Here is a 12,301-nt window from a genome sequence, read left to right on the forward strand (position 1 = left end):
GCAAGACGCCTAGATAGTGTCCGTACAGCACTGGCACCAGCGAACGCGAGCGAGGGGAAGGCCTGTCATGCCAGGGGCTGCGATTTGGTAGTCACTTCAAAGAACCCGCATCCATCTTGATGATCGCGAAGGGGGCACATCGGGCACCCCTTGACCGGATGGCAAATCCGGAATCGACCTCGTGCAAGACCAAGCAGGGGCCAACGCGCATCCTCGCGTTAAGCCTGCCCTACGGGTGGGAAAACTTGCGCAACGCCGCTAGCGTCTAAATTTCAAGAAGCCCTCCCTCAGTACGCCTTGGCCTGGACGCGAGCCTGCGCGGTAGGCACAATCAAGCTTGCAGAATGAGAATCCGTCATGCCCGCTTACGAAATTAGGACGATGAACGTCCATGAGTCAAAAAAAAACTTAGTCCTCGCGAACAAGCAGGGGCAAGAGTCGCACGTCTCGGTTCACCGATTCGCCATGCTAGGGCCGGGCGATGCCATTCACCTCGTCGACGCAGGTTCCAATCCACATATAACTGTTCGTCCAACAGAGGCGAGGGGCGAAATCATCGTTTTGCCCAGATTTGAGAGTCATAGAGACGTCCGGCTAGGCGCGGAGCGTATGCCGGTCATCTTCACCGAGATTAGTACCGAGGAGGAGCTTCGTGAGTATCGACGGCTTTCCCAATTTCACTACAAGGGTGTGGATCTGCGACCTAGTCATGAACGGGTTGGCAGTGTAAAAGGGACAGGAGGACGAAAGGCAATCCTACTGGCGGTGTTCCAAAGGGAGGGCATGACGCGAGCAGTTGGGTATATTGAAATTCAAATGCCACTGCTGATGTGCAAGCCAAGGCATGACCTATTCTCCCGCCCGTTTCAGAGCAAAGCCAAAGGGATCAGTTGGAATACTTGGCTCGGTGACGGACAAAAGCATGTAAATCGGATTGCAAGAATTGCTAGAGTAGTTATCGATCCTGAATTTCGGGGTATCGGCCTATCAACCATGCTAGTGGAAGAGGCAAAAACATTCTGTCGCGACAGATGGCACATTGGAGGAGCACGCCCCCTGTTCCTTGAAATCTCCGCTGAGATGCTTCGCTACATGGATTTTGTATCCCGTGCTGGACTTCGATTCGTAGGCAACACTGAAGGTAATCTGCAACGCATTGCGAAGGATTTAAAGAGCATTGAGAATGGCGCCAGCGGCAAGTCTGGAATAATGAGTTTGCAGCGCAAATATCATTCCGCCTTCACAGCCTACTGTGAAAAAACAGGAAAGACCTTCGCTGAAGCGCGACTTATCCTATCGGAGCTTTTAAGCTCTGAAGACCCTCGCTCGGAAATGGCATCGGATGAGTGGCTGGCATTCAGGCCGATCCTTCGGTTACCTATTCCATACTTTCTTACGGGATTAGATGCAGAATCTGAAGAATATATTGATGAGGGTCTAAGTACGCGCGGCCACGAGCGCCGTCGTCTGCCGGCAAAGGCTACAGGCGCTAACCTTATTGACACACTCGAATATAAAGGGATTGAGGTATCTGTCCACTATTCAATACCATTGACGCCATATGTCCGGTTGATAATGGATAGCTTTGGTATTGATACAAATGAAATACATACAAAAATCGTTGGCCCAGTTGACGTTTCGCTGTCCAGAGGAAATGTAACTTTAATAACTGGGGCAAGCGGTGCTGGCAAATCTGTACTCTTACAGACATTGTCCGGGTCAGAAATGCCCGAAGGCTTGCTTAAGGTAACTCAAGACGCGCCGGTAGTCGATAAATGCCGCACCCTCACGCCCTTGCCAGACGGAGTACCGATCTTTCAGTATTTCGCGGACCAATACGGAGCTGAGCGCGTATTCGATGCACTCTGTCACGTTGGGTTAAGCGAGGCAATGATCTTCATTAAGCCTTTCGAACTTCTCAGCATGGGTCAGCGATATCGAGCAATGTTTGCGGACCTGATACTGTCCGACGCAAAGCTATGGCTTATTGATGAATTTTGCAGCAATCTAGATCCAATCACTTCAAAAATATTGTCTATTAGACTGCGTAGGTTGGCAATAAGCAAGGATTGCTTCGTTGTAGTCGCAGCAGCTAATACGTCCAACTATATCGATGCCCTTGCGCCAGACAGGATTCTTGTGGTGCGGACCGGTGGCGAAGTTCGATCAATGAGTATGAGGGAGTACAACAATGGCTTTTTCAACAAAGGTTTCTGACGCCTTCGGTCGGGTCATAGAAGCGTCCGCGTATGGCATTGTTGATCCCGTGGTCAAATGTCGCTATGTACAAAAGGGAGGAAATTTAATCGTTGGGCGCACTAATGGTGACCTAAGTCCCAAAAATCTCATTTATATTGGCAAGGTTCTTGAATCGTGCCCTAGTAGCAATATGCTGGCAAGCGACGTTTGGCTGGATGTCGCATTTCCTCACGTAATTTATATTTCAGGAACGCGAGGCAGCGGGAAGAGTTTTGATTTAGGCGTACTTATAGAAGGCATATCTCGGCTAGCCACGCCGAGCCCCATACAGCAACAGGTCGAACCAATAACAACGATCTTGTTGGATACGCAAAGTCAATTTTGGACTTTAAAATATGGGCCAAACCAGGAAATTCCAGAGCATAAGATACAGCTTGACGGGTTGGGAGATTGGAAGATCGCACCAAACCAAATTACAGATATTGAAATATTCAGCCCTCGCGGGTCTGCTAAGCTGCTGGGGGACGAGACAGAATTTTCAATCCGCCCGAGCGACGTCGATCTCTCCGAATGGTGCGCCCTCCTTGGCCAAGAGGTTTATAGCCCGCAGGGCCATGTGCTCCGTGCAGCATTAAAACGGTTAGAAGGCACGAATTTTTCAATAGCCGACTTGCTCGCCGATATTAACCGGGATGCGAATTGGCCCGGTATTTCAGAGATCACTAGAAACGCAGTTAGCTACAAGCTAGAAGACTATTCAGATTCTGGCCTGTTTGATCCTAACGGACTTCAAATTGTCGACCTTCTCAAAGAGGGGCGATGCAATGTTTTCATGTTGCGAGAGCTAAGCGATGGTGACAAATCGCTGGTTGCTGCCATTGTTGCCAAGTCGCTATTTAGAGCGATGGGCGAGTTTCACAGTCGAAAAAAGCTTGCGAAGTTTAAAGGCGAGAACATCTCCAGAACTACGCTGCCAGGCCGAGTATGGCTATTGATTGATGAAGCTCATGTCGTGGCCGGAAAAGGTGGCAACAGCCCTGCCCGCGATGCGCTGGTGGAGTTTGTCAAACGAGGTCGTGATGCCGGGCTCTCGCTAGTATTGGCTACACAACAGCCTTCAGCAGTGGATGACCGGATACTGAGCCAAGTAAACCTGTCGTTGAATCATCGCTTAACCTTCCAAAGCGATGTATCGTCGGCCATCTCGAGAATACCCACCAAAATTGTGTCCACCATGAGGACTGGTGGGGCTACTATCTCTGATTTCGGGGATATGTTGCGTTACTTAGATTCTGGCGACTGCTTTCTTGGTGATCAAAGCACAAGCCGCTGTATTCTTATCAAAATCAGACCAAGGGTGACTGCACATGGTGGGTATAGCCCAACCTGAAAATTTCAGTGCCTTTCTAAGAAAGGTTGGCTACTCAGTAGGTCTAGAGAATACGTTAAGCCGATTCTCTGACTTCTGCTACCTCTATGCCAATACGCCGCAACTAAAAAGTAGCGATTGGTATGATCTGGTGCAAAAAAAATGGGATCTAAAAACAGAAAATATTGCTGATGTATTTTCATCTCTGAAGATTGCCAAAATTACGCCGCAAGGAATTTTTGCTGGACCATTCGGCGAAGCGGGAGCACTTTGTATTCACTTGCTGCGCAAACCCGAAGAAATATCCACAGCATTAAGCCACCTCTTGGCTCTGTCAATAATGCTGGCGGATGGAGACATATTTTTCAATTGTCTATCGGCACAATTTACGACTGCAGACATTCCCAAACGACTCACCGGCATGGTGCTGGGCAAAAGACAAGAGCTTTTTAGAATATTTAAGAGCCAAGCTGAGCAAGAAGCAATTGCGGCGGCGATTACCATTGAACGGCAGCGAAATAACAAAGGTAGCGGCAGCAAGGGCGCCCGGCTAGGCGGAGCGGGCGGCTTAGGGCTGGCTGGGGGGCTAGGGCACTTGGGACTGCCCAAGGCGAAAGATGTCCATGCGATGGAATTGCCTTCGGCTGACTATCTACGGCACATTGTGCCGTCGCGTAAGGAGTGGGCACGCAGTCTCGGACTTTGCAACAAAGACGGGGAAGTGACGTCGCAAGGCTGGCGATGGCTCCAGATCCTAGCCAGCAGCGGCTTCGTCTTTCAAAGCGGCGAATACAGCCTTAGGCCCACGAAATTCGAACTAGAACATCATCGCTTGGCGGCGATCCCTGAGTTGGCAGCTTCTGCCCCGCGCACGTGGGACTACATTTCAGTAGCTGCACGCGGTCTAGCGACCAGCGACCTGTATGAAACCGAGCCAGATGACGATGCACTAAGCTCGTTGACAATGAGCTTATTCGCTGTGTTCCGTGAACTTTCACAAGATCGGCGCATGGTTCGAAACGAGCTTCCGCTCTTTGTCGCGCTTGCTACATACATGGCGATAACGAGAGCATACGGAAGAAATTTGGTCGACTATGATGCTTGGCTGAGGAGTGACGTCCCTTTGCAGAGGGGAATCAAGACTAGATCATCTCGAACAATAGAGCTGGGTATCCTTATCGCTGCCAATGGCCACAATTAAATTCCACCGAAAATTCGTCGTTGACCTCGTGGATTCGGGTGACGCTCAGTTACCCAACCGAGTATTCAAAAAATTATTCACCGAAGAAGGTGAATTCCGCCCTGATCGTGACGATCATCGATATCGAGGTATTGACGACGCTTGGATTCGGGTCGTCAGCAGAGGAAATTCTGCCTATCGCGTCATTTATCTTCGTGAAAATGATGGCATAACTATTTATCGGGCCGGTCCTCATTCAGTTGAGGACAACCTAGCTGCGCCCGGTCGCGTAGAAGGCTTCCATATCGTTTCGCAGGAAATAATGGCGGAAGCATTCCGGCCAGTCGGTGGAAATGCCATTTCTCAGGAAATGGCTCGAACAAGGCTTAGTACAGAGCAAGTCGAAGCGTCCCGGTTCATGAAAAACCATGAGAACCGGCGCCTTTATGAACAAGTAATTGGCAGGAGACTCATTCCTCACAAAGAAGTAATTCTCGTCTCCCCATTCTTATCTTTGGATATACTAAAGCCTACAAAAATCTTGGGGCAGATGCTGGACGAATGGATTTGCGACAATTGCAGTGTCACCCTCATTACGAAGCCGCCAAACGCAAACGAACTTGCAGCATACAGTGCACTTGAGAGTCGTGGATTCTCAATTATCTATGTCGCCCGACTACATGCAAAAGCCTATGTATTCAGAGTTGACAGAGGCAAGCTTAATGAATATCAATCTGCTGCCGCAGATTTGGTCGTGATGGGCTCAGCTAATTTGACAAATTCAGGATTCAACCCTGATGGCATACGAACTTCAGAGCCGCAGCTAGAGCTCAATTATAAAATAGCGGACGAGGATCAGGATGAATTTGAAAACTTCCTCGCTTATTTGGCGGGGGCCGGCGTTGGCCATGATGTCGTTCGAAATAATATTTCCAGCCTAGGAGCAAGATAATGACGCCTGAAGAATTTTATGCTGCGTGTAAACTCGCTGGTAATCCGTTTCGTTCAAACGCTGTTACTGACGATGATCCGCGCGTAAAGATTTGGGTTGGTTATGACCGACAAAAATCTCAGCTTGAAAAGATTTTAGATAGAGTTCGAGCAGATAAAGTTGGACTTACGAACTTTATACTTTTGTACGGCGCTTTTGGCACTGGCAAATCTCATGCACTACTGTGGGCGAGGCATCGTGTTCGCGAACTTGATGCCGGGATAGCGTACTTCGTGCCAACGTTGAAAAAGGATAAAGGCAAACTTTCCTTTGCGTCGGCTTTCAGTGAGGATCTGATCGCGAGAGGTACATTACTGGTCGATTTGATGGAATTCAAGACCTTTTGTGAAACTAGAATTCTTGAGACAAAGCAAAAGCATTCTCAGCAAATAACGTCAGAAGTAGCAATTGAAGAGTTAATCAAGTCTCGCGAGCTGGCCGAATTTGTGAAGGGCTTGATGCACTGTGAGAACGAATTAGGTGTAAAAACATATCTCACCCGAGAAAAGCTTTCTGACTATCAGGCGGTGATGCTCTTCTCAAAAATTGTAAACCTCTTCGTTCAAGAGTTTCCGAGCCCACAGGGTAACAAGCGTTTTCGGCAGGCTGTATATCTTCTAATCGATGAGCTTGATGATCTTCAGCGGCAGCCGCCTAAAGAGACTCTTGAAACAAATGACATACTGCGGCATCTGTATGATGCATGTCCAAATTGTTTCGGACTCGTTTGCGCACTGTCAGCCGAAGTCACCACGCTTACAAACTCGTTTACGGATTATGTTCTATCCCGCGTTACGCGCCAAATCCATTTCGATCTTCTGGATCGTACGCTTGCCATCGATTTTGTGAAGGCCATCCTCGTGAACAACCGACCACAAGGTGTTGCGCCCTCCAGCGAGTATTTTCCTTTCGATGAAGAGGCTGTAACTGCAATCATGTCGCAGCTACGTGAGATAACTCCCAGAAAAATCGTGAACACAATGCAGCAGGTAATCGAGGAATGCCGAATATCCGAAGCCAATCCGAACGCAGGGCCGATCACAAGCAACGTATTGGATGAGCTAGAGGTTTTTGATGCAGTGTTCGGGGACGGCACGGCCGCATAAAGTTCGCGGCTTGGCAACCTGTAGGCCGGTGGAGTCTTATGGCATGGGACTCAGAAGGAGTATCCCACCGGACGGCAGAGTTCTATAAATAGGGTGGCATATACATAGAACCAGTGGACGGTAGAACACTAGGAAAAGCGCCACCGGACATGCGTGTCCCATCGGTTTGGGGCATCTTTGAAGATTGGTACTACAGGAGCTGAGGGCTCATCTGTATGTCTTGTGCGAGAGCTTCTCGCCTAGCCACTCCCGCACGAACCTACAACTTAAAGTCGTAATCGATGCTTAGCGGAGCATGGTCGCTGAACTTCTGCGCCTTGTAGATGTTGGCGGTGCGTGCAACCTCGGCTAGGTCAGGCGTCGCAATTTGGTAATCCAGCCGCCATCCGACGTTGTTCGCATAGGCCTGCCCACGGTTGCTCCACCACGTGTAGGCGGTGTCCGTGGCGTCTGGTTGTAACTGACGGTAAACGTCTATCAGGCCGCCGCCTTCATCAGTTATGTGCAACAACTTTGTCATCCACTCGCGCTCCTGCGGAAGGAAGCCGCTGTTCTTCTGGTTGCTGCGCCAGTTCTTGAGGTCGATGGCCTGATGGGCGATGTTGATGTCGCCGCAGAGGATGAACTCGCGCTCGCCTTTGGTGCGCATGAGGTGGGGATGGAACTCGTCCAGGAAGCGGAACTTGGCCAGCTGGCGCTCTTCGCCCGAGGAGCCGCTCGGAAAGTACGCGCTGATGATCGACAGCTTGCGCGCGGGCGTGTCGAAGCGGGCTTCCACGTAGCGGCCCTCGGCATCGAACTCCTGCGAGCCGTAGCCGATGCGCACGTCGCTCGGCTCGTGGCGCGAGTAGATGCCCACGCCCGAGTAGCCTTTCTTGGCCGCGAAGTGAAAGTGCCCTTTCAGGCCCGCCAGGTGCTCGAAGCGGCCCAGCATGTCGGCCGACTGCGCCTTGATCTCCTGCACGCAAATACAATCCGGCCGCGTTGCGGCGATCCATGCCTCCACCCCCTTGGATGCGGCGGAGCGGATGCCGTTGAGGTTGAGGCTCGTTAATTTGAAAAGGGGTGAATCCATGGTGACAGACAAGGCGCAATCGGTGGAACAGGACCGCCTGGCGCAGGACTTCGTGCAATTCGCCGTGGAAGCGGGGGTGCTGCGCTTCGGCGAATTCAAGACCAAGGCAGGCCGCTTGAGCCCGTATTTCTTCAACGCCGGGCTGTTCGACGACGGCGCCAAGATGGGCAGGCTGGCCGAATTCTATGCAAAAGCCCTGCTGGCGAGCGGCATCGAGTTCGACATGGTGTTCGGGCCGGCGTACAAGGGCATTCCGCTGGCAGCGACGGTGGCCGTCGAACTGGCGCGGCACGGGCGCAACATGCCCTTTGCCTACAACCGCAAGGAAGCCAAGGACCACGGCGAAGGCGGCACGCTGGTGGGTGCCCCGCTGCGCGGCCGCGTGTTGATCGTGGACGACGTGATGTCTGCTGGCACCGCGGCGCGCGAGTCGATCGCGCTGATCCGCGCCGCGGGCGCCCAGCCCCATGCCATGGCCATCGCCCTCGACCGGCAGGAGAAAGCGACCGAGAACGGCCAGGATGTGGAGCACAGCGCCGTGCAGTACGTGCGCGACCATCTGGGCATGCAGGTATGCACCATCGCCAAGCTGGCAGATTTATTGCAGTATTTGGCCCAGAGTGGGGAGCCGGGCGTGCACACCCACCATGAACACGTGCTGGCATACCGCCAGCGCTACGGCGTGCAAGGGGGGTAGTTCGTTTGAGCAAGACGGCCTGGAGATTCGGCTGGTGGGTGATCGCCCTCTCGGGCCTGGCGGGCACGCCGGCCGGGGCGCAGCCGAGCGGCTCTCCGACCGCCGGCATCTACACCTGCGTGAATGCCCAGGGCCGTCGCCTCACGGCGGATCGGCCCATCGCCGAGTGCGTGGACCGCGAGCAGCGGGTGCTGGGGCCATCGGGCACCGAGCGCCAGCGCCTGGGCCCCACCCTCACCGACCAGGAGCGCGCCGCCCTGGAGGCCCAGCGCCGCAAGGAGGCCGAGGAGCGCGCCCGCATCGCCGACGAGCGCCGCCGCGAGCGCGTGCTGGTGGCCCGCTACCCCGACCAGGCCTCGCACGATGCCGAGCGCGCCGCGGCCATCCAGCAGGTCAACGAGGTCACGGCCGTCGCCGAAAAGCGCGTGGCCGACCTGCAGCGCCAGCGCAAGGCGCTCGACACCGAAATGGAGTTCTACCGCCGCGATCCCAGCAAGGCGCCCATGCTCCTGCGCCGCCAGATCGCCGAGCAGGAAGACGCCCTGGCCGAGCAGCAGCGGTTCATTGCCGGGCAGGAGCAGGAAAAGCGCCGCGTGCACCAGCGGTTCGACGCCGAACTGGTGCAGCTCAAGAGCCTCTGGGCGGGGCAACGCCCCGCCGCCATGCCTTCGCAGTGAAGGCGACCCGCCCCGGTGGCCGGGGCAGGGCGGGCGTCAGGAAGACGCCGCTGCGAGCCGGGCGCGCAGCAGATCGTTCACCTGCTGCGGATTGGCCTTGCCCTTGCTGGCCTTCATGGCCTGGCCCACGAGCGCGTTGAAGGCCTTGTCCTTGCCCGAGCGGAACTGGGCCACGTTGTCGGGGTTGGCGGCGATCACGTCGTCGATGATCTTTTCCAGCGCGCCGGAGTCGTTCATCTGCTTGAGGCCCTTGGCCTCGATGATCGCGTCCACGTCGCCCGCAGCCGCGTCGCTCCACAGCGCCTCGAACACCTGCCGGGCGGCGTTGTTGGAGATCGTGCCATCGGCGATGCGGGTGACCAGTTGCGCCAGTTGGGCGGCGCCCACGGGGGCCGAGGCGATGTCGCTTTCGCCGGCATTCACCCGCCGCGACACCTCGCCCATGATCCAGTTGCTGACCAGCTTGGGTTGCTGGCTGGCCTGCGCTGCCGATTCGAAATACGAAGCCATCGCCTTCGACTGGGTCAGCGTGGTCGCGTCGTATTCCGGCAGGCCGTAGTCGGCCACGAAGCGCGCGGCCATGCTGCGGGGCAACTCGGGCATCAGCGCGCGCTGCTTGTCCACCCATTGCTGCGAAATCTGCAGCGGCGGCAGGTCCGGATCGGGGAAGTAGCGGTAGTCGGCCGCGTCTTCCTTGGTGCGCATGGCGCGGGTCTCGCCCGTGCCGGGGTCGAACAGCACCGTGGCCTGCTGGATCGCGTGGCCGTCCTCGATCTGCTCGATCTGCCAGCGGATCTCGTAGTCGATCGCCTGCTGCATGAACTTGAAGCTGTTCAGGTTCTTGATCTCGCGGCGCGTGCCCAGCGGGGCTCCGGGCTTGCGCACCGAGACATTGGCGTCGCAGCGGAACGAGCCCTCCTGCATGTTGCCGTCGCAGATGCCGATCCACGTCACGATCTTGTGCAGTTCCTTGGCGTAAGCCACGGCCTCTTCGGACGAGCGCATGTCGGGCTCGGTCACGATCTCCAGCAGCGGCGTGCCGGCGCGGTTCAGGTCGATGCCGCTCTGGCCAATGAAGTCTTCGTGCAGCGACTTGCCCGCGTCTTCTTCCAGGTGGGCGCGCACGAGCTTGACGGTCTTCTTCTCGTCACCGAGAAAGAACGACACCTCGCCGCCCTGCACCACCGGGATCTCGAACTGGCTGATCTGGTAGCCTTTGGGCAGATCCGGATAGAAGTAGTTCTTGCGGGCGAAAACGCTTTCCGGCGCAATGGTGGAGCCCAGGGCCAGTCCTAATTTGATAGCGCAGGCCACGGCCTCGCGGTTCATCACGGGCAGGGTGCCCGGCAGGGCCAGATCCACCGCGCAGGCCTGCGTGTTGGGCGCGGCACCGAAGGCGGTGGGGGCGCGGCTGAAGATCTTGGATTTCGTCGCAAGCTGGGTGTGGGTTTCGAAGCCGATGACGACTTCGTAGCCGTGGATCAATGGGGCGGTCATGTTCAGAGGCCTCCCGGCGTGCGGAGGTGGAAATCGGTGGCTTGCTGCAGGCGGTGGGCGGCGTTGAGCAGCCGGGCTTCCTGGAAGTAGTTGCCGATCAGTTGCAGGCCCACGGGCATGCCGTCCTCGCCGAAGCCGGCGGGCACGCTCATGCCGGGCAGGCCGGCGAGCGAGGCGGGCAGCGTGAAGATGTCGGCCAGGTAGTCGGCCAGCGGGTCGTTGCCGTGCTCGCCGAGCTTCCAGGCCACCGTGGGTGCCACCGGGCCGGCGATGAGGTCGCACGACTGGAAGGCATTCTGGAAGTCGTCGGCGATCATGCGGCGGATCTTCTGCGCCTGCAGGTAGTAGGCGTCGTAGTAGCCGTGCGACAGCACGTAGGTGCCGATCATGATGCGGCGCTTGACCTCGTCGCCGAAGCCCTCGGCGCGCGTCTTCTTGTACATGTCCACCAGATCGGTGTAGTCGCTGGCGCGGTGGCCGAACTTCACGCCGTCGAACCGCGAAAGGTTGGAAGAGGCCTCGGCCGGCGCGATCACGTAGTACACGGGAATGGACAGCTCGGTGCGCGGCAGGCTGATGGGCACCAGTTTCGCGCCGAGCTTCTCGTATTCCTGGAGCGCGGCATCCACCGCGGCGCGCACGCCGGGCGCCAGGCCCTCGCCGAAGAACTCGGCCGGGATGCCGATGCGCAGCCCGTCGATGCCGTCGTTCAGCTGGCGGGTGAAGTCCTGCGCCGGCAGGTCGAGCGAGGTGGAGTCGCGGTCCAGGTCCGGGCCGCAGATGGCCGACAGCAGCAGGGCGCAGTCCTCGGCCGAGCGGGCCATGGGGCCGGCCTGGTCCAGGCTGGAGGCGAAGGCGATCATCCCGTAGCGCGAGGCGCGGCCGTAGGTCGGCTTGATGCCCGTGATGCCGCAGAACGAGGCGGGCTGGCGGATCGAACCGCCCGTGTCGGTGCCGGTGGCGGCAGGCGCCAGGCGCGCGGCGACCGCCACGGCGCTGCCGCCCGACGAGCCGCCCGGCACGCGGGTGGTGTCCCAGGGGTTGCGCACCGGCGCGGGCGCATCGAAGCCCACCGGGGCCACGGCGGAGTTCTCGTTGGCCGAGCCCATGGCGAACTCGTCGCAGTTGAGCTTGCCCAGCGTGACCGCACCGGCGTTGGCCAGTTGGCCGACGACGGTGGCGTCGAACGGCGACTGGTAGCCGGCCAGCATCTTCGAGCCGGCCGTGCTGGGGAAGTCGCGCGTGACGAAGATGTCCTTGTGGGCGATGGGCACGCCGGCCAGCGGGCCCGCCGTGCCTGCAGCGATGGCCGCGTCCTGCGCGCGGGCCTGCGCCAGGGTGGCTTCTTCGTTCATGGCGACGTAGGCGCCCAGGTTCTGGTGGGCCGCGGCGCGTGCCAGGAAGTGCTGGGCGGCTTCGACAGCGGAGACGCGGCGCTCGCGCAGTTCGGTGGCCAGGGCGGCCACGCCCAGGTCGTGCAATGCGGTGGTGGAGTTAGTGGTCATCGGGG

General features: G+C 56.9%; 10 protein-coding genes. 7 read left to right on the forward strand and 3 right to left on the reverse strand.

Going from position 1 to position 12,301, the window contains the following annotated elements:
- The first annotated feature begins 357 nt into the window (after positions 1 to 357).
- The 5 genes from AVTE2539_RS11100 to AVTE2539_RS11120 are packed head-to-tail and all read left to right on the forward strand — an operon-like array spanning position 358 to position 6,845.
- Positions 358 to 2,217: an ATP-binding cassette domain-containing protein gene (locus AVTE2539_RS11100; RefSeq protein ID WP_284410562.1), complete on the forward strand. Its 1,860-nt coding sequence runs from the start codon at positions 358 to 360 to the stop codon at positions 2,215 to 2,217.
- On the forward strand, positions 2,192 to 3,589 hold the full coding sequence (locus AVTE2539_RS11105) for an ATP-binding protein (RefSeq protein WP_284410565.1): 1,398 nt from the start codon (positions 2,192 to 2,194) through the stop codon (positions 3,587 to 3,589). Before AVTE2539_RS11100 ends, AVTE2539_RS11105 begins: the two co-directional genes overlap by 26 nt.
- Positions 3,567 to 4,769: a hypothetical protein gene (locus tag AVTE2539_RS11110; RefSeq protein WP_284410567.1), complete on the forward strand. Its 1,203-nt coding sequence runs from the start codon at positions 3,567 to 3,569 to the stop codon at positions 4,767 to 4,769. The genes AVTE2539_RS11105 and AVTE2539_RS11110 overlap by 23 nt, the downstream gene beginning before the upstream one ends.
- Positions 4,756 to 5,700 (forward strand): phospholipase D-like domain-containing protein, encoded by a 945-nt coding sequence (locus AVTE2539_RS11115; RefSeq protein ID WP_284410568.1) that lies wholly within the window; start codon positions 4,756 to 4,758, stop codon positions 5,698 to 5,700. Before AVTE2539_RS11110 ends, AVTE2539_RS11115 begins: the two co-directional genes overlap by 14 nt.
- Complete coding sequence (locus tag AVTE2539_RS11120) at positions 5,700 to 6,845, forward strand: hypothetical protein (RefSeq protein ID WP_284410570.1); 1,146 nt, start codon at positions 5,700 to 5,702, stop codon at positions 6,843 to 6,845. The genes AVTE2539_RS11115 and AVTE2539_RS11120 overlap by 1 nt, the downstream gene beginning before the upstream one ends.
- Before the next feature lie 259 nt (positions 6,846 to 7,104).
- On the opposite strand, the gene AVTE2539_RS11125 is transcribed toward AVTE2539_RS11120, so the two are convergent.
- Positions 7,105 to 7,920 (reverse strand): exodeoxyribonuclease III, encoded by an 816-nt coding sequence (locus AVTE2539_RS11125; RefSeq protein WP_284410572.1) that lies wholly within the window; start codon positions 7,918 to 7,920, stop codon positions 7,105 to 7,107.
- Between AVTE2539_RS11125 and pyrE the strand changes: the two genes are divergently transcribed.
- Positions 7,919 to 8,617, forward strand: a complete 699-nt coding sequence (gene pyrE / locus AVTE2539_RS11130) for an orotate phosphoribosyltransferase (RefSeq protein ID WP_284410574.1) — start codon at positions 7,919 to 7,921, stop codon at positions 8,615 to 8,617. The genes AVTE2539_RS11125 and pyrE overlap by 2 nt on opposite strands.
- Positions 8,618 to 8,622: 5 nt before the next feature.
- Complete coding sequence (locus tag AVTE2539_RS11135; protein ID WP_502868902.1) at positions 8,623 to 9,294, forward strand: DUF4124 domain-containing protein; 672 nt, start codon at positions 8,623 to 8,625, stop codon at positions 9,292 to 9,294.
- A 36-nt stretch (positions 9,295 to 9,330) separates the two neighbouring features.
- On the opposite strand, the gene gatB is transcribed toward AVTE2539_RS11135, so the two are convergent.
- Together gatB and gatA are read right to left on the reverse strand one after the other, a co-directional pair.
- Positions 9,331 to 10,791, reverse strand: coding sequence for an Asp-tRNA(Asn)/Glu-tRNA(Gln) amidotransferase subunit GatB (gene gatB, locus AVTE2539_RS11140; RefSeq protein WP_284410576.1), 1,461 nt, complete (start codon positions 10,789 to 10,791; stop codon positions 9,331 to 9,333).
- Positions 10,792 to 10,793: 2 nt separating this feature from the next.
- On the reverse strand, positions 10,794 to 12,296 hold the full coding sequence (gene gatA / locus AVTE2539_RS11145) for an Asp-tRNA(Asn)/Glu-tRNA(Gln) amidotransferase subunit GatA (protein ID WP_284410577.1): 1,503 nt from the start codon (positions 12,294 to 12,296) through the stop codon (positions 10,794 to 10,796).
- Positions 12,297 to 12,301: the final 5 nt, after the last annotated feature.

The sequence above is a fragment of the Acidovorax sp. SUPP2539 genome, from assembly GCF_030158975.1.
Taxonomy (GTDB): Bacteria; Pseudomonadota; Gammaproteobacteria; order Burkholderiales; family Burkholderiaceae_C; genus Paracidovorax.